This window comes from Planomicrobium sp. CPCC 101079 (assembly GCF_007859275.1).
Taxonomy (GTDB): domain Bacteria; phylum Bacillota; class Bacilli; order Bacillales_A; family Planococcaceae; genus Planococcus.
On the sequence record NZ_VOHC01000011.1, the window covers coordinates 390039 to 414495 of the forward strand.

Annotated in this window: 25 protein-coding genes and 1 other annotated feature; of the genes, 19 read left to right on the forward strand and 6 right to left on the reverse strand. The window is 41.4% G+C overall.

Annotation, left to right across the window (positions count from 1 at the left end):
• Positions 1-84: 84 nt before the first annotated feature.
• The 7 genes from FQV28_RS06435 (at position 85) to FQV28_RS06465 (ending at position 5128) form a co-directional block, all read left to right on the forward strand.
• Positions 85-423, forward strand: coding sequence for a hypothetical protein (locus FQV28_RS06435; protein WP_255472825.1), 339 nt, complete (start codon positions 85-87; stop codon positions 421-423).
• A gap of 21 nt (positions 424-444) precedes the next feature.
• Positions 445-1083 carry an O-methyltransferase gene (locus tag FQV28_RS06440; RefSeq protein ID WP_146494744.1) on the forward strand — a complete coding sequence of 213 codons (639 nt, stop codon included), beginning with the start codon at positions 445-447 and terminating at the stop codon, positions 1081-1083.
• A gap of 129 nt (positions 1084-1212) precedes the next feature.
• Positions 1213-1494 (forward strand): hypothetical protein, encoded by a 282-nt coding sequence (locus tag FQV28_RS06445; RefSeq protein WP_146494746.1) that lies wholly within the window; start codon positions 1213-1215, stop codon positions 1492-1494.
• Positions 1495-1496: 2 nt separating this feature from the next.
• Positions 1497-1736, forward strand: a complete 240-nt coding sequence (locus FQV28_RS06450; protein WP_146494748.1) for a DUF3953 domain-containing protein — start codon at positions 1497-1499, stop codon at positions 1734-1736.
• Positions 1737-1886: 150 nt separating this feature from the next.
• The gene (locus FQV28_RS06455; protein WP_186763791.1) at positions 1887-2402 is read left to right on the forward strand and encodes an RNA polymerase sigma factor; all 516 of its coding nucleotides are present in this window, start codon (positions 1887-1889) and stop codon (positions 2400-2402) included.
• Positions 2389-3420 carry an anti sigma factor C-terminal domain-containing protein gene (locus FQV28_RS06460; RefSeq protein WP_186763792.1) on the forward strand — a complete coding sequence of 344 codons (1032 nt, stop codon included), beginning with the start codon at positions 2389-2391 and terminating at the stop codon, positions 3418-3420. Before FQV28_RS06455 ends, FQV28_RS06460 begins: the two co-directional genes overlap by 14 nt.
• A gap of 154 nt (positions 3421-3574) precedes the next feature.
• Positions 3575-3832, forward strand: a binding site (T-box leader).
• 63 nt (positions 3833-3895) lie between these two features.
• Positions 3896-5128, forward strand: a complete 1233-nt coding sequence (locus tag FQV28_RS06465) for an MFS transporter (protein WP_146494754.1) — start codon at positions 3896-3898, stop codon at positions 5126-5128.
• 540 nt (positions 5129-5668) lie between these two features.
• Here FQV28_RS06465 and FQV28_RS06470 read toward each other — a convergent pair.
• Positions 5669-6016: a hypothetical protein gene (locus FQV28_RS06470; protein ID WP_370455115.1), complete on the reverse strand. Its 348-nt coding sequence runs from the start codon at positions 6014-6016 to the stop codon at positions 5669-5671.
• A gap of 272 nt (positions 6017-6288) precedes the next feature.
• Here FQV28_RS06470 and FQV28_RS06475 point away from each other — a divergent pair, with 272 nt between their 5' ends.
• The 6 genes from FQV28_RS06475 to FQV28_RS06500 all read left to right on the forward strand — a co-directional run bounded on the left by FQV28_RS06475 (position 6289) and on the right by FQV28_RS06500 (position 10122).
• Positions 6289-6786: a GNAT family N-acetyltransferase gene (locus tag FQV28_RS06475; RefSeq protein WP_146494756.1), complete on the forward strand. Its 498-nt coding sequence runs from the start codon at positions 6289-6291 to the stop codon at positions 6784-6786.
• A 60-nt stretch (positions 6787-6846) separates the two neighbouring features.
• Positions 6847-7329: a YjdJ family protein gene (locus tag FQV28_RS06480; RefSeq protein WP_146494758.1), complete on the forward strand. Its 483-nt coding sequence runs from the start codon at positions 6847-6849 to the stop codon at positions 7327-7329.
• Between the two features lie 73 nt (positions 7330-7402).
• On the forward strand, positions 7403-7951 hold the full coding sequence (locus tag FQV28_RS06485; RefSeq protein ID WP_146494760.1) for a GNAT family N-acetyltransferase: 549 nt from the start codon (positions 7403-7405) through the stop codon (positions 7949-7951).
• Between the two features lie 71 nt (positions 7952-8022).
• Positions 8023-8463 carry an NUDIX hydrolase gene (locus tag FQV28_RS06490; protein ID WP_146494761.1) on the forward strand — a complete coding sequence of 147 codons (441 nt, stop codon included), beginning with the start codon at positions 8023-8025 and terminating at the stop codon, positions 8461-8463.
• A 234-nt stretch (positions 8464-8697) separates the two neighbouring features.
• Positions 8698-9324: a flavodoxin family protein gene (locus FQV28_RS06495; protein WP_146494763.1), complete on the forward strand. Its 627-nt coding sequence runs from the start codon at positions 8698-8700 to the stop codon at positions 9322-9324.
• A gap of 129 nt (positions 9325-9453) precedes the next feature.
• Positions 9454-10122: a haloacid dehalogenase type II gene (locus FQV28_RS06500; protein ID WP_146494765.1), complete on the forward strand. Its 669-nt coding sequence runs from the start codon at positions 9454-9456 to the stop codon at positions 10120-10122.
• A 126-nt stretch (positions 10123-10248) separates the two neighbouring features.
• Here FQV28_RS06500 and FQV28_RS06505 read toward each other — a convergent pair whose 3' ends face one another.
• Positions 10249-11022 (reverse strand): SDR family NAD(P)-dependent oxidoreductase, encoded by a 774-nt coding sequence (locus tag FQV28_RS06505; protein ID WP_146494767.1) that lies wholly within the window; start codon positions 11020-11022, stop codon positions 10249-10251.
• Positions 11023-11516: 494 nt separating this feature from the next.
• Between FQV28_RS06505 and FQV28_RS06510 the strand changes: the two genes are divergently transcribed.
• Positions 11517-12740 (forward strand): Bcr/CflA family efflux MFS transporter, encoded by a 1224-nt coding sequence (locus FQV28_RS06510; protein WP_146494769.1) that lies wholly within the window; start codon positions 11517-11519, stop codon positions 12738-12740.
• Between the two features lie 85 nt (positions 12741-12825).
• Here the strand turns inward: FQV28_RS06510 and FQV28_RS06515 are convergent, their stop codons facing one another.
• Positions 12826-13446: an HAD hydrolase-like protein gene (locus tag FQV28_RS06515; protein WP_146494771.1), complete on the reverse strand. Its 621-nt coding sequence runs from the start codon at positions 13444-13446 to the stop codon at positions 12826-12828.
• Positions 13447-13658: 212 nt separating this feature from the next.
• On the opposite strand from FQV28_RS06515, the gene FQV28_RS06520 reads away from it, so the two are divergent.
• On the forward strand, positions 13659-16733 hold the full coding sequence (locus FQV28_RS06520) for an Ig-like domain-containing protein (protein ID WP_146494773.1): 3075 nt from the start codon (positions 13659-13661) through the stop codon (positions 16731-16733).
• A 93-nt stretch (positions 16734-16826) separates the two neighbouring features.
• Here FQV28_RS06520 and FQV28_RS06525 read toward each other — a convergent pair whose 3' ends face one another.
• Positions 16827-17969: an FAD-dependent monooxygenase gene (locus tag FQV28_RS06525; RefSeq protein WP_186763793.1), complete on the reverse strand. Its 1143-nt coding sequence runs from the start codon at positions 17967-17969 to the stop codon at positions 16827-16829.
• A gap of 92 nt (positions 17970-18061) precedes the next feature.
• Positions 18062-18295 (reverse strand): hypothetical protein, encoded by a 234-nt coding sequence (locus FQV28_RS06530; protein WP_146494777.1) that lies wholly within the window; start codon positions 18293-18295, stop codon positions 18062-18064.
• A gap of 368 nt (positions 18296-18663) precedes the next feature.
• On the opposite strand from FQV28_RS06530, the gene FQV28_RS06535 reads away from it, so the two are divergent.
• From FQV28_RS06535 to FQV28_RS06545, 3 genes are all read left to right on the forward strand, one after another.
• Positions 18664-19719, forward strand: a complete 1056-nt coding sequence (locus FQV28_RS06535; RefSeq protein ID WP_146494779.1) for a glycosyltransferase family 2 protein — start codon at positions 18664-18666, stop codon at positions 19717-19719.
• Between the two features lie 196 nt (positions 19720-19915).
• The gene (locus FQV28_RS06540) at positions 19916-20860 is read left to right on the forward strand and encodes a sensor domain-containing diguanylate cyclase (RefSeq protein WP_146494781.1); all 945 of its coding nucleotides are present in this window, start codon (positions 19916-19918) and stop codon (positions 20858-20860) included.
• A gap of 400 nt (positions 20861-21260) precedes the next feature.
• Positions 21261-22550: a DUF2254 domain-containing protein gene (locus FQV28_RS06545; protein ID WP_146494783.1), complete on the forward strand. Its 1290-nt coding sequence runs from the start codon at positions 21261-21263 to the stop codon at positions 22548-22550.
• 146 nt (positions 22551-22696) lie between these two features.
• On the opposite strand, the gene FQV28_RS06550 is transcribed toward FQV28_RS06545, so the two are convergent.
• The gene (locus tag FQV28_RS06550) at positions 22697-23173 is read right to left on the reverse strand and encodes a DUF6640 family protein (protein WP_146494785.1); all 477 of its coding nucleotides are present in this window, start codon (positions 23171-23173) and stop codon (positions 22697-22699) included.
• 334 nt (positions 23174-23507) lie between these two features.
• Between FQV28_RS06550 and FQV28_RS06555 the strand changes: the two genes are divergently transcribed.
• Positions 23508-24305, forward strand: coding sequence for a TerC family protein (locus tag FQV28_RS06555; protein WP_146494787.1), 798 nt, complete (start codon positions 23508-23510; stop codon positions 24303-24305).
• Positions 24306-24457: the final 152 nt, after the last annotated feature.

Consider the following 24457-nt stretch of genomic DNA (forward strand, 5'->3'; position numbering starts at 1 on the left):
TTTAAAGAAGTAATTGACGGGGTGTATACAAATGTATACAATGTATTGAGGGTATACATTTGTATACAACAGGAGGTTGATATAATGAAAACACCGCATCAACATGAAAATATAAAAGGCAGGCACCTAGGCGGCGGAGGCAGAAAAGACGCGCATTCCAATACGCGCGGAGCCAAAACTTTCCGCAGGGGAAGAGCCCTCGCTTTTTTAGAAAAGCTGGAGCTGAGGCAGGCTACGTTGAAAAAACAGCTGGAGACACCGGAATTGCAGGCGATCAATCCCATTCTGATCGGCGAATTGAAAGCTACGGAGACGATAATGGATGAATTTGTCCATTTGTTTGAGCTTCATGAATCAGGGGATGCAGAGAACAGCGAGCAAGAGGCTTCTTCAAAGACGCAGAATGAACTGGAAAATAACTGAAACCATAAAAGGGGAAATGGCATGAAAAAGATCAATAGCTATATCGATTCGGTTTTTCAACATCAGGATAACATCTTAAAAGAAGTGCTTCGTTCAATTGAAGAGAACGGCATGCGCCCAATATCAGTCTCCCCGTCATCTGGCAAGCTGCTCACTATGCTCGTATCAATTTCAGGAGCTAAACGAGTTCTTGAAATCGGCGCACTCGGCGGCTATAGCGGAATTTGCTTGGCAAGAGGCTTTGGAATCGGTGGGCAATTGACTTCACTCGAACTGATGGAAAACTACGCAGAATTGGCACATAAAAATTTAGCTAAAGCCGGATTTGGCGATCAAGTGACTTATTTGACGGGGCCAGCACTCGATAGCTTGAAGCAGTTGGCTCACAGCAGCCAGCGTTTTGACTTTTTCTTTGTCGATGCCGACAAGGAAAACTACGAGAATTATTTGGAAGCATGCATTGAACTTGCTGAAGACGGAGCAATCATTGTCGCAGATAACGTACTTGCTGGAGGCACTGTAGCAGATTCCGAGATGCAGCCTAGGCGGTATACAGAAAATATGGCAAAGTTCAATAAAGCAGTAGCGGAGCATCCCCAGTTGGAATCGGTCCTGCTGCCCTTAGGTGATGGATTAACGGTTTCTAGAGTAACAAAATAAACCAATAAAGCCGGCTGATTGGTTCAATCAGCCGGCTTTATTGGTTTGGTTTTATCAAATTTGGGCAGGGCAGAAAATAACTGCTAGCGAATAATATGCTAAAATTTAGAAAAAGAGGAGTGGATTGGAATGAAAATATTTCTGTATGCCTTACTGACTGCAGCTGCTTCATTTACGATTTATCTTGTTGCAGAATTTGCTATAGGGTATTTGAAAGCATTGGCATTCAGGCCGGATATAGCAAATGCCTGGGAAAGCACAGAGATGCTTCAATCGGAAGCGGCTTTTGGTGGAACCTTTTCCCCTTTTTTATTTATATCTATATTTTTAGGCTTGGCAGCAGGTTGGTGGATGTTACTCGTTGCGTATAAAAAAGCAGTACGGGCAAGCAAACATGGAAAGGGTGTTTAATGATGGTAAAAGTAATAAGAATCACCTTGCAGTTTGTTGTAATTATCTTTTCGCTATATGTTCTTGCCGCACAGAACTTTACAATGCTGCCTTTTGTCATGCTGGCGCTGGGAGCGCTTATGCTAGTTGCGGGATTTGAAAAAATCCAAAAGGAGCGGAAAGAATTTGATGGATATGTATTTATTGCCGTCTCGTTATTTATCTTCTTTGTTGCGGTACAGGGGTATTTGTTGAAGGATTAAAATTTCATTTTATCTATAAGAAATCCATCAATAACAAGGTGGGTTTTTTCTTATGCATTTGTTGCTTATTTTAACCATTTTTTAGAAATATTATATTCAGTGTTAACTTTTTTAAAGCTTAAAAGTCTAATGAAGGAAGGAGGGGAGCAATTGAGCCCGCGAGAGGAATTATATCGTGCATTACAAGGCAAAACAGACATCATATTCAAATATTTAGTAAAAATAGGCGCTAACGAGCGGGATGCTGAAGATATTGTACAAGAATCGCTATATAAATTGATGCTATACATAGAATCAGTCAATCCAAACAAAGCATATAGCTGGCTATTTCGAGTCTCAGTCAATCAATATTATGATTTATGCCGCAAGCAAAAGAAGGATGTGCGCATCGCTTTTGAAAATCTTGATTTTGCAGATGATTCTTTTTTGCCGCAAGAACAGGCTGAACAGAGCGAAATGAGAAGAGAAATTGAATCCATTCTCGATCAGTTGCCGCCCCTTCAAAAACAATTGCTGTTGCTGAAGTATGAAATGGAGCTAAGCTATGTGGAGATTTCAGGATTAATGGATTTGAATACCGGCATGATAAAAACCTATTTGTTTCGAGCAAGAAAAGCTTTCAAAGAACGGTATGGGGAGGAGCAGCGAAAATATGACAAGAGATAGAAAAGAACTGAACCTGGAAGAGATGTTTCAAGAGGGGAATTCAAACGATTCTTTTTCCAAAATTATAGGCAAAGCAAGAAGAAAGACTATTATCAGGAACATTATTGTTTCAGCATTGGTTCTGTTTTTTCTAATAATAGTTTTTGGCTTTTCCTGGCTTTCAATAATGAGATGGAGTGAAGCGAATGCCATAAATGATATTCAGCTATTTAGTGAAATTACCGATCCAAACATTCAGGAGGCAGGGCCGCAACAAGTAGGAAATGGTTTCTTTCAAAGCATCCTGACATTTGACCGTTACAAAGAACTAGAAGGAATACCGGTTGATTGGAGTTCAGAAGTGGTGACATACAGTTTGTTTGGCGGTGTCAGCGGTTTTGCAGGCGACTATTCACCGATTCAAATAGAAAAAGCTGGCGGTGGAGTAAAATCATTCGATCGCGAAACAAAGCAGCGCCTTTTGGAATTTTACCATCCTGAAGTCGAGTATAAAGAAGTTGCAAATGAAATTAGCCAATTGGCTGATTTCCCTGAACAGACAGTAGCAGAGCTTTCGTTGTCACTCGACAAAAATTATTCTGTCGAAGAAATCAGGCAAATGATTCCTGAGAGAGTGACATTGAAGTGGTTTTGGGTAGATACCTACTCAGCTGATGATATTGACAGAATTGATAATAGAAGAGCTGTTTCGGACGAAGAACTATATATTATTGATCCTACCCCTGAATTGGCTACTCAAGTATATGGATTTGATGAGTTTAGTGAACATCCTGAATTAAGTGTAAAAGGATTTATCGAAGATATAAATATGGGTTTGAGCAACGAAAAGGGGAAATATTTTGGTGAATACGAACGGATTGCCGGCAATTTAAAAGGCGGCTCCAAAAGTTTAACTGAAGACAATGTAAAAGTAATTGGAGCAGTGGTCACAGGAGATGTAGCGGATCTTGCAGTTTTAGAAGACCAGGAAGCAATTCGGGCCTCAGCCATTGGTGCGACTGCCAGCCTTTACAATTGACCTTCTGAAAGTTCTTGCTGCACTGAATGTACCGATGCAGAAAATGAGCATTATAGTTAGTGTAAAAAGAGAATGGCTTTATATTCGAGCCAAAATCAAAAAAATACAAGATACAAAGGGCTTGCCTTATGGTAATATTATGGGAATCAGAAAATCAAAAGCGTTGAAGAGAAGAGTAGGCAACAAATTTTCATCCAAGAGAGCTCTTGTTTGGTGTAAAAGGGCATGAGTTTGTTGTTGAACCAAATCTCTGAGCTCCACAAAGGAACCTTGTTGGGAGGGGATGGTGTGGTGGGGGCTCCCATTACAGGGCTGAGGTATGAGCGATCCGTCGCAGTACCGAAAAAGGCCGATATGGCGACATATCGGCGAATAGGGGTGGCACCACGATTATAGAAATCTCGTCCCCAAGACTGCTGTCTTGGGGGTGGGATTTTTTGTTTTGCCTAAATTTAGGGAAGGGAAGGAGTTTTCTATGGATAAAATGAAAGCTTGGAAAGACCCGTTTTTGCTTCTGTCTGGTATCGGCATCTCCAATATTGGCGCGTGGGTATACCTTATTGCACTTAACCTGATCGTTCTGGAAATGACCCATTCACCGTTAGCGGTTGCCGGTCTGTATATCATAAAACCTTTTGCGGCTTTGTTGACCAACGGCTGGGCTGGCAGCGTGGTAGACCGGACGAGCAAACGGAATTTGATGATCTTCCTGGATGTGTTAAGAGGTGTGCTAATTATGGTATTGCCATTCTCTTCAACGCTATGGGGAATTTATCTACTTGTTTTAATTATTAATATGGCGGGATCAATGTTTGAACCGGCTTCGATAACCTATATAGCCATGCTGGTCCCGCGTGAAATAAGGCAACGGTTTAACGCTTTCAGGAATTTGATTGATTCCGGTGCCTTCTTGATCGGCCCTGCGATTGCGGGCATTCTCTTTATGCTCGGTACACCTTTGACTGCTATTTATATAAATGCATTTGCTTTATTTCTATCTGGACTAGTAAAGATGGGCCTGCCCCGTCTGGAGAAATTCGAAGTTGCCGAAAAGTCCACTGTCAAAATGTCGTGGGCCATTATTAAGGATGACTGGAGAGGAGTCATAAAGTACAGTCATCAATCAACAAACGTTATGTCTGTCTTCTTTCTTTACAGTTGTATAATGGTCATGGCGACAGCCATTGATTCACAAGAAGCGTCCTTTGCAAAAGCGGTGCTATTATTAACTGATAGTGAGTATGGGTTTTTAGTAAGTATAGCTGGTGTGGGCATCATTGCAGGATCTTTAGTGAATGCAGTATATATAAAGAATCTGCACACTTCAGTTTTGATTGGCGGCGGGGCGTTTGTGGTCTCGGTTGGTTATTTGTTTTACGCTTTTTCCAATATGTTTGCTTTTGCTGCAATCGGATTTTTCATCCTGGCTTTCGGGATTGCTTTTGCGAATACAGGATTCCAAACCTTTACCCAAAACAATATACCGGTGGAAATGATGGGGAGAATCGTCAGTTTGTACAGCTTGCTTGAAGCTCTGCTGATTATCTTTGCTACAATTATAATCGGAGCGGCGGCTCATATAATTTCTATACAAATTACAGTGATTGCAGCGACTTTTGTGATGCTGCTTATAACTGTCCTGCTGACGCTTGCTTGCAAGGCGAATGGACAAAGTGAAAAGTATTTTTCTGAACACATAGAAAGTTAAAGCATATAACCATATCGCAATTCAACAACTGGCAGCGTCCTTCTCCTTTGTATGTTTCATTTCAGCGAATTTTGGCGTGGAAGATATGTGAAAGAATTGAATGAAGGAACGACGCATTATTTCAATAGTGGTGAAAAATCAGATTTGGATCTAGCTGCTCATATAAGATCCTCAACAAACGCTGGATTTGTTTAAAGGGCGAACCGATTCATGAATTTTTTTCGGCTGTATCTGCTGCTGATTATTTATCTTCTATCTTTGAAGATTACAACGATTGTTTAGTCAAGATATTTGATAAACAGGTGCTGAACGATTTTAAAATTTTCATAAATAGGTACGTTGAAAAGTTATTGGAAGCTAATTAGCTCATAATATAAACTGAGTGGATTGTGATGATCCAATTCGATCTTTTTAGGTTTTTCAGCAAAGTTAAAGGATGAAGAATCTAAATAAGGGAGGCTAGAAACCAAAAATTCTAGTCTTCTTTTTATGTAACGAACAATTTCACAAAATTGGGTATGGTTCGGATTGGAGCAAGCATTACATTAATTGGTTAGAAAAATAACTAGCCATAGTAGAAGGAGAAAATATGAAAGTATAATATTCCCCAAGCTCTTTTTTCACCTTCTCAGTAAGAAGCTTTCCAGCGATATTGTGCTGCTGTTCAAGCAAGAGAGCGTTAGGCAAAAGGCGGTCTCTTTCCCAATCTATCCATTCACCGTATCGCATTGTCCATTCCTCTAAGCTGTTAAGCAAAGAAGAGGAGATTGGGAAGTTTTCTAGATCAAGATTCAAATTGCAACAAGTACACCAAAACGGATCTGCGGCCACATCTGCTTCTATTTTAATTTCACATTTAAAATCTTGTACGCACAAGCATTTCATCATATTCTTACCTCTCTATTTCCAAATATGAATAGTAACTAAAAGTATAAAGAATGGAGACTATACACTCAAATCTTAGTAGACCGATTTCCAAAATTATCTAGCAATCTTTTTGGAGGATTAATATAATTAAAGAAGTATATGAAACTTTAAAAAATTTCAATCTTATTAAATGTTGAAAGTTATGCAGAGAGAAAGTATTGAATGAGAAAGCGGCAGAACCGCGGAACATCTGCACCGAATATTGGTTATATTTGATGAAAGGAGCACTGTCCATGGCGACAATTCGCAAAGCGGTTAGAACAGATGCTGAGCAATTAGCAAAAGTGATGGAAAACGCAGAAGAATCCGGTTATATGCTATTCAACCCTGGGGAAAGGACACTGTCACCCGCAGCTTTCGCCGATTTCATAGAAGCTATCAACAGCAAAGAAAAATCCAGGCTGTTTGTAGCCTGCCGTAATGGCCAAGTAGTAGGATATTTGATTGCCCAAAACGACACCCCCCAGCGGATTGCCCACCGCGCTTATATCGTTATTGGTGTACACAAGGATTGCCGAGGGAGAGGCATTGGGAAAGTTCTTTTTCTCCATCTTGAGAAATGGGTAAAGAAAGCAGGGCTTCATCGGCTAGATTTGACTGTCATCAGCGAGAACAAAGCTGCAGTCGCTTTGTATAAGAAAGCGGGCTTTGTGATTGAAGGAACGAAGCGCGATTCGCTGTTGGTTGGCAATCAGTTTGTTGATGAGTATTATATGGCGAAATTGCTATGAAAAAGTACATAAAAGATTTTAAGATGTAAGCATGCTTTTAAAAGAAAGGGAGGATACAAGATGATTTTAAACCGGATTGTGTCATTGTTGGTTGCTGCATGTGTTTTCGTCTTTTCTGCGCTTATCAGTTGGTATGAGGGTTCTCAACTTCTGGATATCCCTTGGGAATGGAAGCATACCGCTGTCTTTTCAAGCTGGTTAATTGGAGAAGTTACTTCTTCGAAAGACATTCTGGCAATCGATCACTTCATTTACGCGGCAAAGTTTGAACCGCTTTTCCCGTTCTTAATGGCAAGTTCGGCTATCGTTATTCTATTTTTGCTTGCCAGCTGGCTGTTTAAAAATAAGAACAAAGGAATGAAACGATTTTCTCTACTTATGTCTCTGGTGTTTTTCTGCATAAGCGCCTTTCTAAGCGATTCTCCGACCGCTGGGCTTGGTTTCTTCGCAACTTATTTTGGATTACTAGGCATAATTTCAGTTTTCAGCGTGATTGTGCCATGCGCGAAAGAGAAGAGCATGGCCGGTAAATTATTAAGGTAGAAAAAACAATGTATAGCATTTTTTTCGATATTAGGGCTCTGGTTTGTTGGTTAAACGAGGGAGGCGAGACTTGATGCATACAGATGGAATAACTATTAGAAAAATGCGGGTTTCGGATTTTGAATTGATGGCTCAGTGGCTAAGTACTAAAGAAGTTCTGGAGTTCTATGGAGATGTGAATTCTCCTTTTTCTTTAGAACGGGTGAAAGCAAAATACGGGCCGCGAATCCATGGCGACGTGCCTATCCATCCGTATATCGTCGAACTGAACAATAGTCCTATGGGATACATGCAGCAATATCATTTATCAGATGCGAAAAAAGAAGAATTCGGTTATCCAGCTTCCATGAAAATATGCGGTATCGATCAATTCATTGGCGAGCCAGAACTTTTTAACCAAGGGTTAGGAACCGCCATGGTCAAGAAATTTATAAAATTTCTATACGATACTACCGATTTCCACAAAATCATACTCGATCCGGATATCAGCAATAAGAGGGCGATAAGGTGTTATGAAAAATGCGGATTCCGAAAAGTTATTGTAATAAATGCTGGCAGCAACTGGCTGATGGAGTATAGCAGGAGCAACAAGTGGTCGGTTCAGCAAAAAGCGGAGATTTGATTCCAACAATGAAACTATTAGCGACCACAAATGCATTTTGAAACAAACAAGCCTAAAAAGGAGGCGCTTTAATGATATCTCAAGGCCGCGAACTCCAATTATTTCATTCACCGCCGAAACATATTCTTTCTGCAGCTGCGATTGTCTTAAATGACAAAAGGCAGATTTTGCTGATCAAAGGTCCAAAGCGAGGCTGGGAAATGCCGGGGGGACAAGTAGAAGAAGGCGAATCATTGAAAGATGCAGCCATAAGGGAAGTGAAAGAAGAATCCGGGATAGCTATAGAAATTGTGAAGTTCTGCGGCATTTTTCAAAATGTAAAAGCGTCTATTTGCAATTCCTTGTTTTTAGCCAAAGCAATCGGCGGAGAGCTAACAACTTCCACCGAAAGTTTAGAGGTGGAATTTTTTCCAATTGAAGAAGCCCTGCAGTTGGTCACATGGAAGAATTTCAGGCAGCGGATTGAGTATTGTCTAGATGACAGCAAGCAGCCGTTTTTTATCGATTTTTAGCATGAAGTCCACAATACAATAAGATTGTTTCAAGAAACTAAGGCAGTGAAAGCTGTTTTAGTTTCTTTTTGTTAGAGATGAAAAGTAAAAACCGTAAGGATATTTCTCTTCTCAGGAATTATTTTTGGTGCCCTATACAACATTCCCTTTTGTTTGTTATTGTTCCGTGTGGGTAATTGTATAGCACAAAGTTTTCAAAGGAATCTGAAAACTATACCCCGAAGGAGTGGACATATGCAGCCATTAAAAGCTTTGTTCTTGAACAGTTCACTAAAGAAGTCTGATGAGGTATCAAACACGGAAGGTTTTATCCATGATGTCCAAGTGCATTACAATCAATTAGGTGTCCACTCTGAAATCGTCCGATTGGCTGATTATCAGATTGCATTTGGCATCGCAGAAGATTTAGGTGGAAATGATGAATGGCCGGAAATTTTGAAGAAAGTGAAAGAAGCGGACATTTTGATCATCGGCACACCAATCTGGCTCGGCGAAAAAAGCTCACTTGCGACGCTTGCAATCGAACGGCTTTATGGAAGCAGCAGCATGACCAATGATAAAGGCCAGGCGGTCTTCTACAACAAAGTGGGAGGCGTGGTCATAACAGGAAACGAAGATGGGGCGAAGCATTCTGCAGCCTCGGTCCTGTACGGTTTATCGCATATCGGTTACTTGATTCCTCCGAACGTGGATGCTTATTGGGTTGGTGAAGCCGGTCCAGGAGAGTCTTATATAAAAGCCGGTCGGGATAACGAGTTCACGAGAACAGCGATTAAACGGCTGGCTTATAACACATATCATTTAGCGGGTGCTTTACGGCAAAATCCTATTCCGGCGGAAGGAAATACCTTGGATAGGTAATCCACTAACGTTTTGTTGCTTCAAAAACTAAACGACCGGAAAACAAGAAATTAAAAATCAAAAAGAGCAAGTGAAGAATTGTTAGAGTCATTTCAAAGAATTTGAAAATTTTTTATGGGAGGCAAGGTTATGGGCATTTCGATCAAAGCTCTGGTATTTGACGTGTACGGTACAATATTCGATGTGTTATCAGTCTCCAAAGCGTGTGAAGAAATGTATCCGGGAAAAGGGGAAGACCTCGGCAAAACTTGGCATTCCAAGCAAATGGAATATCTTTTCCTACATCAACTCATGGGTAGATATATCCCGTTTTCAGAGGTTACCAAGGAGGGATTAAGGTTTTCGATCAATGAACACTTAGGGGAAAAGCTGGGTGCTGCAAAGGAGCAGGAATTATTTGAAGCTTTCCTGCATTTAACTCCTTATCCGGAAGTGGCAGAGACACTCGAACAGCTAAAAGAAAAAGAACTGATGGTATTCTCGAATGGATCTCATAATATGTTAGATCCTCTTGTAGAAAATGCTGGCTATGCTCCGTTCTTCAAACATATCATCAGTGTGGATGAAATTAAGCAATTTAAACCATCTCTTTATTCTTATCAGTACATGTTAAACAAAATTGGATTGAAACACGAGGAAATTTTATTTGTATCTTCTAATAATTGGGATGTGGCCGGAGCCAAAAATTTCGGTTTTCAAACAGCTTGGATCAACCGCAAGAAGCAAACAGTTGATGAGTTGGGCTTAGATCCGGATTTTATCTTTGAAGATTTAACCGGATTATTGAACTGGAAATAAAACTTGGTCAATTTCAATCCGCCGCTTCGTACTGGACCTAAGGGATCGAAAAGCCATAGAAACACACAGGATCAAATGCCAAAATATTTGATCCTGTGTGTTATTTAAAATATGCCTAATAGCCGTTTAGAAAGCATAATTAGTAACGCCGCCGTCGACAAAAAGATTTTGCCCGGTAACGTAACTGGCTCCATCAGAACAAAACATGATGACCGGCGCTATCAATTCTTCCAACTGCCCTAATCTTTTCATAGGCGTACGATTTTCCAATAGGGTACGGAATTCGTCATTCTCGAGTGCTTCCGAGTTGAAGGCGGTTTTGAAAAACCAAGGACTGATTGCATTGACGGTAACGCCATAAGTGGCCCATTCATTTGCTAATTGGCGGGTCAATTGCACAACGCCTGCTTTGCTGGGACCGTAAGGTGTTCCGGAAGCAAGGGTCAACTTAGAAGCGACAGATGCAATATTGACGATGCGCCCGTATTTCTGATTGACCATATGTTTCCCGACTGCTTGGGACATGAGAAAGATGGATTTGAAATTGACATTCATAACCTTGTCCCAATCATCTTCCGTCAAATTAAGCGCTGTCTCCCGGACACTTGTTCCTGCATTATTGATTAAGATATCAATTTTTCCGAATTGTTCTAAGGCATTATTGACAGCCTCATTAATAGATTGTCTGTCAGAAACATCGCATACGATAGCAACTGCTTTTCTTCCGGAAGATTCTTGAATTTCCTTAGCGGTTTGGCCAATTTCATCTGCCGAACGCGCCAGCAACGCAACATCTGCTCCTGCATGCGCAAGTCCTTCCGCGATTGTTCGGCCTATTCCTCTTCCGGCACCAGTTACCAGTGCAACCTTTCCAGTTAAGTCGAAACTTGCTTTCATCATCGCTAAGTCCTCCATTCGTTTCTCTCAATTTCTTCTCAAACTAATTGTTACGTTGAAAAGGCTATCAATAAAGTATTCCTCTTTTCTTTTGGTTTAATCATAGTGCCTTAAAAGTTATCAGTGGAAGAAGAACAGTCTGAGAGCGGACAACTATAAGCAAGCTTCCCAAACATTACCTTGGAAACTATTAACTAGTTAAGGAAAGTGCATTTCAAGAATTAAATGCCGTAGCGCCAAAATTCTCTTTAGATGAGTGAAACGTTAGCAACAGCGGTAGAAAATATGGAAAAAATTTTATGGTTAAGCGTTTACATTAGAAAAACAGGTGTTTATAAATTTCATAGGGTGGTACCCTTAGTAAGGTGTTTATAAGGATGAAAAAGTTGTTTCGAATTTTATTTAGGCTTACTTTGTTAATTCTATATAAAACCATCAAGGTTCTAGTGATAAGAAAAGAAACAGCCTAAAGTTCTCTCGAAAGGTGTTTGGTAATTATGATTTACAATCCGACAGGAAAAGCGCGGTTTGGCTTGGCGCTTCTTCTCAGCCTGCTTGGCATACTTGCTCCGCTGAATATTGATATGTATTTGCCAAGCTTTCCAGGTATCGCAGCTGACTTGAATGCATCCGCATCGCTTGTTCAGCTCAGTTTGACTACGTGCCTTATGGGGCTTGCAGTAGGCCAATTGATTGCAGGTCCGATCAGTGATGCACAAGGCAGACGAAAGCCGATTCTAATTGCGGTATCATTATTTGCGCTGTCCTCTATTTTTTGCGCTCTCGCCACAAATATCACAATGCTTATTGTCGCTCGTTTTTTACAAGGTTTTACCGCCTCTGCAGGCATCGTTTTGTCCCGCGCGGTTGTTCGGGATGTTTTCAGCGGCCGTGAACTGACTAAATTCTTTTCTCTGTTGATGGTGATTAATTCGGTGGCTCCAATGGCGGCGCCGTTAGCCGGAGGTGTCATTTTAGCACTGCCTTTTGCAAACTGGCAGACGATTTTTTATTTTTTGGGGTTTCTTGGCATTGTAATCGTCCTGACAGTGGGAGCGAAGCTGCCTGAGACACTGCCTCCAGACAAACGGAGTCCTAGTTCCATCGGTCAATCCCTCCGGACAATGGGGAATTTGCTGAAAGACCGTTCTTATATCGGATACACTCTGATTGTAGGAGTTGTCCACGGCGGAAGTTTTGCCTATGTGTCAGGGACGCCTTTTGTATACCAGGGAATTTACGGTGTTTCACCGCAAATGTTCAGTGTCTTGTTTGGTATAAATGGGTTAGCGATCATATTTGGAAGTTACCTCATCGGAAGATTTGCAGGAATTGTTCCTGAGAAACGCCTGCTTCAAATTGCTGTTACCACAGCTGGAATTGCGACGTCTGTCTTGCTTGTTGCCACAATAATCGAAGGGCATTTGGCTACGATTGTTATACCTATTTTCATTTACATGATTACAATCGGCATGACTCTCACTAGTTCGTTTACATTGGCTTTACGTGAACAGGGGCACCGGGCAGGAAGCGCAAGTGCCGTTATTGGCATGCTTCCAATGTTAATTGGAGCCGCTGTATCGCCGCTCGTCGGCATTGATGAAACAACCGCTGTGCCGATGGGCGCCATCTTATTTATCACATCGTTAATCGGCTTAATTACTTTTTACACGCTTACTGACAAAAAAGCGCAACCTATACAATCGGCAGCAAGAAATTAACTTGCCTGTTTTGGGCTGGATATAAGAAGAAAAGAAGAGTGAAAGGCTGGACGGCCTTTCACTCTTCTTTTTCTTTGTTCGCATTTTAAAGCAACGCATCAAGAATTTCTTTTGGTGCATGCGCAACATATTTTGGTTTTTCCTTTTCAATCAGTTCAAAACCGTCCAAGCCCCAGCTAACCCACATAAACGGAACCGCGACTTTGTTGCAAGCAATAATATCGCGCACTTCATCTCCGACATACAGCAACTGGTCCGGCGCAGCATTATGTTTTTTCATGAACTTCTTTATGACAGTGTCTTTGCCGAAAATTCGGCTTGAACTCATTACTTCAGAAACCGAAACTATTTGTTCTTGGTGCAGAAGCATTTCGATGTTCTCTTTGGCATTGGAGGAGACAATGCCGATGACATATCCGCTTCGGGCGAGCTCGTCCAAAATTTCTTTTATTCCTTCAAACAGCTTCACTTCACTCACATGTTCTTTGAAGTAGCGGTAAATCTGAGGCAAAATGACCGGCAGCTTATGCATGGGGAAATTGTATTGCCTGGCCCTTTCTTGGATCGTTAAGTTTCTTGTTGATAAGAGATCGTCTTTTGTGACCGGCTTGAAATTGTAACGTTCAGCCAACTGGTTCCATACGTTCATATACAGATGGGTGGAGTCCGCTAGAGTTCCATCAAAATCGAATAAGATGTATTTCACTGGTTTTCCTCTTTTCCATTTTTTATGTGAAGAACATTATATACCTAGAGACTACATTATCAAAGGTAGAAAAAAGTATGAAATGCGAAAAATAGCGAAGGATTTCTTATAATAATAAACTGTAAAATAATTAGAATTTAGGTAGATTGTTCCTAGATAAAAGGTTATAAATAACATATGACAATCTGATTTTACTAAAGGGCGGATATTAGGTGAATTTATTATCTAAAAAAGTTGCAGTAGTTACAGCATTTTTGTTATGCAGCCAGCATTTTGGGTTCGTTAAACCAATAAATGCTGAAACGGTTATTAGCCAAACAGAATTTTCGGAAACAACGCTCAATCCTAATCTTAGCAGCAGATTGGCCGTTTTTCCAAAACCAATTTATTTTAAGGATACAGCTTCGAATAATTGGCTCCCGGATTGGGATGGTAGTGTTGGAGAATATCCTGATTATCAAGCTTCTATTTCAGAGAGCCTACCGAACAGCGATTCTTCGGATCAAAATTTGACGGCAGGGACCCATAGCGGAAATCAAAATATATCTTTAATCAAATTCGGCAATCAGCTTCCTGATTTAAATGGCGGACTTATGTATAGTGCTGATTTGCATTTGTTCGAAGTTGACAAGCCCGTTAAGTGGGGATATTGGGATCCTGTTTATATCAACCAAAGCTATACTGTACATAAAATTCTGGATGCATGGGAAGGTGGAGCTGTTACGTGGTCGGACCGCCCGGAAATCAGTGGTCCTTATGCCATTGAAACGATGAGAATCGGTGTGGACGGAGGCCATTTCAAATGGGATGTCAGCCAAATGGCGGCGGAATGGTATGACGACCCTGCGGCAGATTTCGGCCTAGCGGTGCAAGGGAGTTCTGATGTCCAGGAAAGTTACCGCTCGTTCTACAGTGGCAAAGGCTACGCCAATAAAAGTTATGACAACATGGATAAAGCACCCCGGCTGATGATCAACTTCGCTCCTAGACCAGTTTTATCTCAAGGATCGGGATTTGGACTGCAAGCAAACTCAAGCAAAGGCTATGTACGCTTAAAATGGAACTCTCATCAAGGAATTCAAGGGTATAAGCTTTCCGTTTTTAATGGTGAAGAGTATGAAACTATAGATATCGGGATGATGACCGAGTGGACTTCATTAGGTAAAGGACTATGGCCGACTGCCGAAGCGATTCAAAATGGCGCATACCGATTAGCACTCGACGCTTCGGGTTCGGATATGCCTGATAATCCGTCCGCTTTGTACCGTAATGCTGGTGGTACAAGTAAAGACCCGAGCCGCTACTACTTCAAGATTACCGCTTATAACGAATTCGGCGAGTCAGCTGCTTCTGAGGAAATAAGCATAGGAGTACCGGATCAGACAGCACCGCAGCCAATCGCCAACCCAGTTATCACAGAAGCTTCTCCGAATAAGGTGAAAGTGAAATGGGATCGTTCGGAGGATGCGACCGGCTATCATATAAAGGTGGGTTCAAAACCGGGGCTTGCTGATATCGGTTCAAAAGAAGCAACAGAAAATGAAATAGAAATAGATCCTTACCCGGTCAATCCGCTTACACCTGTATATGTTTCGATTGCCGCGAAAGATGGAAATGGAAATATGTCTCTGTATTCTCCGCCAATCACCGGTACAATCAGAATTGAAAACGATGCAAAGCCATTGTCGAGTTCTATGCCTTTTGCCATTTCAGTTGATAGCAATCCAGTTATGGCTATAACAATGGAAAATTTAGGGTCACAAGCTTGGACAGCGGAAACTGGATTCGAATTGAGATCAATCAATGCGGATGCAATTTTAACCGCTGATCCACTATTGCCGGAAGAACGAATTGAACCGGGTGAAACAAAAACTTTTCTGCTAAGATTCACAGGGAAAAAACTTCTTGGACCAGTTTCAGATGGTTGGCAAATGTACCAACACGAGAAAGGATATTTTGGAAACATTCTACTAAAATCTTTTTCAATTGAAGACAAGAAAAAGCCGGAAGTGACGATCACATCACCTCAAGCTGACGAATCGCTGTATAAAACGGTGAACATTAGAGGAACTATAAAAGATGAGACCTTAGAAAGTTACAGCTTGTCTTACGCAAACAGCAATTCTCCAGAAGACTGGAAGCTGATTTCAAGCGGAACAGCTTCAAAAGCAAACGAAAGCATCAGCAGCTGGGACACGAGCGGCTTAGCGCCTGGTGAGTATATCTTGAGACTGGAGGCATTGGATAAAGCCGGCAATACAGGTTCACTGTCGTTGAAAGTAAGTGTGAACTTGCCTGTTGCTGCACCTATTATAAATCCGGTTTCAGACCAATCAACTGCTATTACTGGGGGAGTTATAAAAACTGGAGTCACCGTATTTGTTCGTAAAGGGACTCAAGTAATCGGTAAAACCGTTCCTGATGTTAGTGGGTTTTTCTCTATTCCAATTCCAAAACAGCCTGCTGGGACGCCGCTTGCCGTTTATGTTCAAAACAATTTTGACGTTCAGAGCGAAGCGGTAACTGTGAAAGTTTCTGATAAAACTGCTCCTGCTGAGCCAACGGTAAATACGGTTTCAGATCTTTCACTGATTGTGAGTGGAAAAACAGAAAAAGGTGCAACTATTACCGTCAAAAAGGGCGATACCGTTCTTGGCTATAAAACCGCCGGTGCAGACGGTGCATATACTGTGCCGATCCAAAAACAAAAGGCAGGAACTGTGCTAAGCGTAACTGCAAAAGATGCTTCTAAAAACATCAGCTCTGCAGCTTCTAAGAAAGTCATAGACAAGACGCCGCCGCCCGCCCCATCCGTCCCAACTGTTGGAGATAATGCTACATCTATAAAAGGATTGGCAGAAAAAGGAACCGTGGTATCTGTTAAAAGAGGAACCACACTCATCGGTTCAGCGACAGCCGCTGCAAACGGTGCTTTTACTGTTAAGATTTCAAAACAAAAAGCTGGAACGGCGATCATCGTAACTGCTAAAGATGCCGCAGGAAACATCAGTGCCGCAACGAACAAAAAAGTCGCAGATAAAACTCCACCTTCAGCTCCTGTAGTGTATAACGTGTATTCTTCTTCGAAAAGCGTTAGTGGGAAAACAGAACCGTACGCAACTGTTACAGTAAAAAGAGGCAAAACTGTTATCGGTACCGCCAAAGCAACGTCTAAAGGAGCGTATTCGGTGAAAATTAAACCACAATCGAAACGAGTTGTTTTAACTGCAGATTCTAAAGATACGGCTGGCAATAAAAGTAAAGCCGCTTCGGTCATTGTTAAATAACAAGTTTGCGGAAGCGGGAAGTTCAAATATGTTAAAACAAGGAAGGGACGCGGCTCTTAGTGAGCCGCGTCCCTTCCTTTTCATGCCCTCTAGCTAATTCAATTCAACATCGTACAAGAATTTTAAACGCCTTTGCAGTACTACAGAAGGAATTAGTGAGAATAAAAAATCTCTTGCAGCGGCCAGGGGCAAGGATTGCAATTGGGCAGCTGCCCCGATTTGGCGGGAAAGGCGGATCACTTTTGCGGTCCGTGCAACACGTTTTTCTTCATAGAATCTTAAAATCTGCTCCACATCCGCAAACTGCTCGAATCCATTCGCAAGGCAGATGGCATCTTCAATCGCTTGGCCGGCTCCTTGTCCCATGTTCGGTGTAGTGGCATGTGCTGCATCGCCAAGCAAGACGACTTTTCCATAAACAAAGCGGGCGAGCGGTTTGATATCCATAATATCGTGATGAAGCATATTTTTTGGCAGTGTCGTTCTGATAATATGCGATATGGATTCCAAAAAATGGCTGAATAGCTTGGCGACTTCTTGTGGTGCAAGATTTTGGTGTAACGGATTTCTGGCAGGGGAGTTGACGCAAGCGAACCAGTAAATTTTGCCGTCTTTCATGGGAGCTACGCCGAAGCGTCCTTTTGTCGACCAAAGTTCCCTTGAAGTGAATTCTTCCACTTTGCCTAAATTGTCTGAAATGCCTCTCCAACAGGTATAGCCTGCATACCGTGGTTTTGACTTTGGCAAAATTTTTTGCCGGATGGGAGAATGGATGCCGTCTGCCGCTATCAGTAAATCTGCTTCAATATGTGTCCCGTCCGCAAAAAAGGCGGTCACTCTCTCCGAATCCTGTTCTACCGAAATGCATTTTTTTCGGTAGTGCAAAGTCCCGGGAATTAATGTGTCTATGAATGTCCGGTGCAGGTGGGCTCGGTGAATTGTTATGTTTTTTTGACCGGATTTTTCGCTTAAGGCAAGAAAGTCGATGGATTTCAAAAGCTTTCCATTTTTATTTTGAAAAACGAGAGATTGAAGAACATAGCCCTTTCGAAAGACTTCTTCTCCTATTCCGAGATCCGCCAAAGCATGCATGGCATTTGAACCAATACCGATGCCAGCACCAACTGGTAAAAATTCCGGGTTGGCATCAAAGACCTGAACCGAAATCCCTTGTTTTTGCAGAGCTGCTGCAGCACAAAGGCCGCCAATGCCTCCGCCTATGATGACGATTTCCATGAGTCCTCTCCTTTTTAGCGTAAGATTTCCAAGACTTTTATGTCTGAACCAAATTTTCATGAAAAAAGAAAAACCCCTAAGCATTTAGGAGTTTAAACAGTAACGTGGGAATAGAGTGATTTCTCGATAACATCAGCAGCTTCATCGATCGATTCGTAATGTTCGATAGTTTGGTTTTCAAGATAGGTTAGTTCTAACACACTGGTATTCGGTACACACTTCACCTGAATCCAATCCATGTCATCTCTTGAAAACGTTTGGGTAATCCGTACCGTATTGTATTGGCAAATGGTGACTAATAGGGCTTTGATGCTCTCATTCGTCATGCTGGATTTCTCCTTTCGCAATGGAAAGTGACTAAGAAAAGTCTAGAAAGATCCAAGGTCTCAATAATATTATAAGTATAACACACTTCGAATATTCTTGTAGGCTTGTTTCAAAAAAATGGATATTATCCTTAGATAGGGAATCCTTGAAAGATTTCCGATTAAAGCCGGTAAGGTCTAGCAAAATCCAGTGTCTGAAGGGGCTAATGAGGCTGTATTTTGCTTTTGTGAACTCCTTTTATCAGTGCAAACTTTATAATCTCTACAAGGAATTTACTTTAACTTTATAAAAGTATGCTACAATTTTAGAACAGTCCGAAATTTTTTGTCGGTATATTTATCCATAAATCTTGCTGGAGGGGGATCCTATGAAGTCGAAGAAGCTTGTCAGTATTATCGTACCTGTTTATAATGCAGAAAATTACTTAGGAAATTGTATTGAAAGTATACTCAACCAATCGTATAAGGAAATTGAGTTGATTCTTGTCAATGATGGATCCACCGACCAAAGCGGTGAACTTTGTGAGGGCTATGCCCGAAAAGACAAACGGGTAAAAGTGATCCATCAAACAAATTCAGGGCCATCAGCAGCCAGAAACAAAGGGATCGGTTTGGCTGCAGGCGAGTTCATCCAATTTGCGGATTCTGATGATTTTATCGATTCGAATATGACACAGGGATTAGTAAAAACGATGGGAGACCATAACCAACTGGTCATATGCGGCTATAAAAAAATCCTCAAAAGAGACGGCCAAATCATCAGTTCCAAGATTTTTCAAATCGGCCGAACGGGTGAGTACGAACTCGAAGGCTTTCTAAAGCATTTCGGCGAATTATACCAAGATTACTTTATCCATTTCAATTGGAACAAACTGTATTCAAGAGCTGTCATAAAAGATGCATCGATAGCATTTGATACAAAAGTAAATTGGGGAGAAGATCTGCTTTTTAATCTTCAATACTTGGAAAACTGCAAAAGAATAAGCTTAAGCCACGAAATCCCCTATTCCTATATTGATTCGAACAATGCTTCAATTACAAGCCAATTCCGTACTGACCTATTTGATAATATGCAGATGATGCAAGGGACGACCAGAGAGTTTTTAAAGAAGAACAATGCTTATTCGGGCAAAAACAAAGAGCTTTTTGAGCAGTTTTATACTTCTAGAGTTGTCACTTGTTTCTGGAATTTATTCAACCCGAAAAGCGGATTGTCCCCCCAGCTGATCAAAACCCATTTAAAAAAGATTATGCAAGACGAGCGTGTCATCAATAGCTTAGACTTTTTCCTGTCAGGAGATATGGACAAAAAGTTGATCGGCACTTTCATCAAAGGAAAATCCGTTGATCTTCTCTATGCGTATTTTTCGGTGAAAAGATTTGTTTGGCAAAAGACGGTTTATAAAGAAAAGAAATGGGTTTGACCTAAGAAAAAAGATATTACCGACCGGCAGGCCGCTTAGAGCATCCTGCCTATTCCTCATGGCGCCATCTTTTTCCGTGAAAGTTTTCATCCAATGAATAACTTTTCTTATTCAGGGCATTTATAATAAGAAATAGGAGAGATCCGCAAGTAGCGGCTGTTTAACGCTGCAATGTAGATTCATTGGAGGGAATATAATGAGGAAAAGCGAAAAAGAGCTCTATTTCAATAAAATCGATCATGTGATTGATGAAGTTTTTTCGCTATTAAGCGAAACCATTGACGTTAATTCGATATTTTTAACTAATATTGCTCAGGGAACTAATTTCATTGTCAAGGCCTTCAACCGGAAAACCACTTTGCTCCAAGAAGGTGAACAAGCCCCGTTGAACAAGTCTCTTTGTAAGCTTGTCATTGAAAATGACGGTGAACCCCTGGTTATTCCAAGCATCGCTGAGAACCAAGCCGCGGCAAACCACCCTGGGGCCGAACGGATAAAAAATGGTTCTTATATCGGGACGCCAATTTATCATTCAAGCGATTCCGTTTTCGGTACATTATGCGCGGCAGATACAAAACCTTATGGGTTTTCTGAGTATGATGTCAAACTGATCAAGACGCTTGGCTTGTTATTAAGCCAAGCAATCGTTCTTGAAGAGATGATGGTCCGGGATTTATTGACAGGCCTGCACAATCGTGCGTATTTGGTCGGTCATTTTGAACGGAATACTGAAGAAAATCAACCGTATGCCTTATTGTATGTCGATTTGGATCGTTTTAAAGCGGTCAATGATCAATATGGCCACGAAGCAGGAGATGAATTGCTGAAAAAAGTGGCTTCGGTGTTTCAGGAAGTGGCCCCTCCAGGCAGTATAGTGGCACGGATCGGTGGAGATGAGTTCGTTTTGCTGATCCCGGATTCAACAGAAGATTTGGAAGAAGCGAAAGAAACCGCTTCATCTATTCTGCACGAATTAAGTGACAAGCCGGTGAGAGTACAAAAGTGGGAGTTTGATATTTCAGCTAGTGTTGGCATAACATATGCAGAACCCGGAAAAGACTTAGAGACTTTGATGAATCAGGCCGATCAAGCTATGTATGAAGCAAAAAACGATGGCCGCAATACCCTAAGGTTCTATTAGAATAGAAGAATTGAAGTTCCAGTGAAAGAAATGAGAACAATTTCAAGCGTACAGCAAGAAATGCACATAACAAAAGAATAGGGAATCGGGTGAGTGGATTCCTAAAAGCAGCAAGCATTAGTGGAACAGCCACGAAAACAAAAAGATTTGAAGAAGCTTGTTCGTTTTTAAGCCCGGACTGTAGAAGAACTCGATTTATCTGAGCTTTTCTACAGTCTTTTTCAATCCGAATTTATGAATTGAAGAAAGCGGAGTTTTACAGAAGAATGTCCAGGGTAAATTAGGCAGATGCTATCTGTTTGCGCAACTCCGTGCATTCGCTGGCATTTTGCCCATTATACAGATACGGTCCAGCAAGAAAGAATAGCTGGAATCATAACAAGGAAGTGAGGGAGCGGATTTGGCAAATATATCGTATTGGATCAAGGAAAAATTTTGGATGACGCCGGCAATTTTCAGTATTCTGGCGGTGTTGCTTTCCATTGGCTTCTTTTATGTAGACCTTTTGCTGGTCGAACGTTACAAAGAGTTTATCCCATCCATTCTCCTGACAAAAGTGGATTTGGCAAAGACCATTATGGGAACATTATCCGGAGCTCTTTTAACAATGAGCACTTTTACTTTTTCCACCATACTTGTTGTATTGACCATGTATTCTTCACAGTTTTCACCGCGGGCACTTAAAAACTTTGTACATGATAAAGTGACTTGGAGAGTATTGGGCGTATTTTTAGGGGGATTCATTTATAACACATTATCGTTGTTGTTTATGCGAGATGATTTATACACACACGATGTCATTTCCACATTCATCGGAATTCTTATTGCTTTCTATTGTTTAGCGACATTTACGTATTTTATCCATTATATTGCGACAACCGTACAAGTCGGCAAACTCGTGGATGAATTAATAGAAGATACGGAAAGAGTCATTTCCCGCTACCAGGACTTGCAGGAGGAAAAGATTACGGTTTCCAAGTCGTTATATTGGTCGCCTTCAGGAAGCAAGCACGTTGTGGCTGCAAAAAAAGAAGGTTATCTGCAATTCTTGGCATTGGACAAACTTAAAAATTACGCAGAAGAACACGAACTGCAAATTGAAATCAATGCGGCAATCGGGGATTTCATTTACGAAGGAATGTCTGTTATGCATATATATTCAGATGAGGATGAGGATTTTGAAATGGAGGACTTTTGTTCGATAGGAAATGAAAGGCTTGCAGAACAAGACATTTCCTATGCATTGCAGAAGCTGGTGGAAATTGCACTTCGTGCCATCTCTCCTGGCATAAATGATCCGAATACTGCCAATGACATCATTATCCGCATAGGCAGCCTGCTTGGGAAGATCGGACATTTGGAGACCGGCAATCTCGTCCTGTTGGATCAAAATGGAAACCAAACGGTCTTGTATCATTTTCCTTCCTATGAAAATATTTTGTACAATGTCTATTTTCAATTGTCGCATTACGGAAAAGAGGATATATCTGTTCTGTTTTCTATGGCAGATTCGCTCCAAATCGCTGCCAAAATTTGTCCTGATTACCATCACCCCACCCTTTGGAAAATACAGCTTTACGTTCTTGAAGTGTTGAAGGACCAAGATTTAAAATCATACGACCATAAATTTTTACAGGGCAAAGTCAATGCCTTGGCAGAAGCAACCAAAAATCGTCCAATCTCAATTTGATCTTGCCGGGAACCTGGTGCTTGGAACGGTTTTGATACGTGAGTTAAACTTCATCCGTTTAGCTGAGCAGATACCCGTAAGAATGAAAAAAATAAAAATGGAGACAAAGGACGGCTGAAATTCTTAGCACCCTTTGTTTTTATGCGCTAAATGCTTTGTTCTTTGTGCATAAGCTCATACCCGGCCGCTAGTGTCCCCAGCATGGCGGTTGCAGCAAATTTTTCGTTCAGCCATATCCCGCCGATGCGCGGCACAAGTTCAGGAAATTCGGCTTCCATTCCTTTTGCGCCGGGATAAGCGGAACTGATGGCCATCGCAGACCAAAAGAATGCGGGAAGCATGGCGGCAAACTTGATATCCTGTTCCGCAGCTGAACTTGTCCGGAAAAGAAAATACAAACTGGCGCTTCCGAGAAAAAAGCCGAGAGTAATGGACATTCCGTCATGAAATTTTGCGTGGGGCGGCCAATTCGGATTGAATAGATGAGTTCTGTTCCAATCCGCCAAAAAACCGCCGACTGCTGTCAAACCTGCTGCTGTTCCAAGGATGACTTTACCAACCGATATTTTCTTGCCGCCAGTCCTAGAGGTGCCGGTCAGGTCTATAGAATTTTTTGGATACATTTTAATCCTCCTCTTAAGTCGGGAAAGTAAGTATTCCTTGTTTAACCGTTTTCCTCGGGAGTTATCCGTGTCAAATGAAAAAGTCTTTTTTTTTTATTTTGGGCATCTTATGATTGTTATTATACTAGAATAGATGCTATACTGACTTTACAACTCAATAGACCCTGACGTTCAGTCAAGGGGGAGTAGCTATAGGGAAACCTATTTCACAGTCGTCATTACATGGTTCAGAGCCATCGGTTGTGATAGCAATCAAATTTTTGCTTAGCGAGACCTTTGCCTTTTATTTAGGCATGGGTCTTTTTTGTTGGCGAAATTTAGGAGGAGATGGAGAATGGAAGCAATTTTATTGGAGTACGCATGGGTTTTACTAGTATTGGTCGGGCTAGAAGGTCTATTAGCAGCTGATAATGCAGTCGTTATGGCTGTCATGGTTAAGCACTTGCCGAAAGCTCAACAGAAAAAAGCGTTGTTTTATGGTTTAGCGGGTGCCTTTGTTTTCCGTTTTGCAGCGTTGTTCATGATTACGCTTCTAGTGAATATTTGGCAGATTCAAGCTTTAGGTGCCGCATATCTATTGTTCATATCAGTTAAGCACATCTATGATCAGCGGAAAGGCCATGGCGATGACCATGAAGAAGCTGCTAAACCGAAAGAATCTAAAGGTTCAAGTTTCTGGATGACCGTCCTTAAAATCGAATTGGCCGATATCGCATTTGCGATCGACTCTATGCTTGCTGCGGTAGCACTTGCAGTGACGTTGCCGCACTTGAATGTCTTCGGCATGGATGCTATCGGTGGCATCAACTCTGGCCAGTTCTTCGTTATGTTAGCCGGTGGTTTAATCGGAGTAATCATTATGCGATTTGCTGCCCATAAATTCGTACAGCTTTTGGAAAAATATCCACAGCTTGAAACAGCAGCTTTCGTTATTGTTGGCTGGGTAGGAGTTAAACTTCTTGTCATGACGTTGGCACACGAAAACGTCCACGTTTTGCCCCACGATTTCCCGCACTCAACCCCATGGACGATCGTGTTCTGGACAGTGCTGGTAGGAATTGTTGTAGTAGGTGCATTAATCGGTGTTAGAAAGAAAAAAGCGGAAGAACAAGCAGGAAATGCAGGCAAATAAGTTCTAAAAAGGCCAGCCCGATTTACTTGGGCTGGCCTTTTGTATTGGGCATTCATTGAACATTTCTGTTTCGGGATCTAATGCTCATCTTTTTTTAGTTTTGTCTGTTGGCTTACTGTTTAAAGAACCATGAAATAAAGGTATATCTATAA

What these genes read in the sequence shown, in the direction of transcription:
- FQV28_RS06485 (WP_146494760.1), top strand. Translation starts at nt 7,403, where the DNA reads ATGCATACAGATGGAATAACTATTAGAAAAATGCGGGTTTCGGATTTT.
- FQV28_RS06540 (WP_146494781.1), top strand. Translation starts at nt 19,916, where the DNA reads ATGAGGAAAAGCGAAAAAGAGCTCTATTTCAATAAAATCGATCATGTG.
- FQV28_RS06440 (WP_146494744.1), top strand. Translation starts at nt 445, where the DNA reads ATGAAAAAGATCAATAGCTATATCGATTCGGTTTTTCAACATCAGGAT.
- FQV28_RS06435 (WP_255472825.1), top strand. Translation starts at nt 85, where the DNA reads ATGAAAACACCGCATCAACATGAAAATATAAAAGGCAGGCACCTAGGC.
- FQV28_RS06530 (WP_146494777.1), bottom strand. Translation starts at nt 18,295, where the DNA reads ATGACGAATGAGAGCATCAAAGCCCTATTAGTCACCATTTGCCAATAC.
- FQV28_RS06445 (WP_146494746.1), top strand. Translation starts at nt 1,213, where the DNA reads ATGAAAATATTTCTGTATGCCTTACTGACTGCAGCTGCTTCATTTACG.
- FQV28_RS06510 (WP_146494769.1), top strand. Translation starts at nt 11,517, where the DNA reads ATGATTTACAATCCGACAGGAAAAGCGCGGTTTGGCTTGGCGCTTCTT.
- FQV28_RS06525 (WP_186763793.1), bottom strand. Translation starts at nt 17,969, where the DNA reads ATGGAAATCGTCATCATAGGCGGAGGCATTGGCGGCCTTTGTGCTGCA.
- FQV28_RS06505 (WP_146494767.1), bottom strand. Translation starts at nt 11,022, where the DNA reads ATGATGAAAGCAAGTTTCGACTTAACTGGAAAGGTTGCACTGGTAACT.
- FQV28_RS06490 (WP_146494761.1), top strand. Translation starts at nt 8,023, where the DNA reads ATGATATCTCAAGGCCGCGAACTCCAATTATTTCATTCACCGCCGAAA.
- FQV28_RS06470 (WP_370455115.1), bottom strand. Translation starts at nt 6,016, where the DNA reads ATGATGAAATGCTTGTGCGTACAAGATTTTAAATGTGAAATTAAAATA.
- FQV28_RS06555 (WP_146494787.1), top strand. Translation starts at nt 23,508, where the DNA reads ATGGAAGCAATTTTATTGGAGTACGCATGGGTTTTACTAGTATTGGTC.
- FQV28_RS06465 (WP_146494754.1), top strand. Translation starts at nt 3,896, where the DNA reads ATGGATAAAATGAAAGCTTGGAAAGACCCGTTTTTGCTTCTGTCTGGT.
- FQV28_RS06495 (WP_146494763.1), top strand. Translation starts at nt 8,698, where the DNA reads ATGCAGCCATTAAAAGCTTTGTTCTTGAACAGTTCACTAAAGAAGTCT.
- FQV28_RS06500 (WP_146494765.1), top strand. Translation starts at nt 9,454, where the DNA reads ATGGGCATTTCGATCAAAGCTCTGGTATTTGACGTGTACGGTACAATA.
- FQV28_RS06480 (WP_146494758.1), top strand. Translation starts at nt 6,847, where the DNA reads ATGATTTTAAACCGGATTGTGTCATTGTTGGTTGCTGCATGTGTTTTC.
- FQV28_RS06535 (WP_146494779.1), top strand. Translation starts at nt 18,664, where the DNA reads ATGAAGTCGAAGAAGCTTGTCAGTATTATCGTACCTGTTTATAATGCA.
- FQV28_RS06475 (WP_146494756.1), top strand. Translation starts at nt 6,289, where the DNA reads ATGGCGACAATTCGCAAAGCGGTTAGAACAGATGCTGAGCAATTAGCA.
- FQV28_RS06460 (WP_186763792.1), top strand. Translation starts at nt 2,389, where the DNA reads ATGACAAGAGATAGAAAAGAACTGAACCTGGAAGAGATGTTTCAAGAG.
- FQV28_RS06550 (WP_146494785.1), bottom strand. Translation starts at nt 23,173, where the DNA reads ATGTATCCAAAAAATTCTATAGACCTGACCGGCACCTCTAGGACTGGC.
- FQV28_RS06450 (WP_146494748.1), top strand. Translation starts at nt 1,497, where the DNA reads ATGGTAAAAGTAATAAGAATCACCTTGCAGTTTGTTGTAATTATCTTT.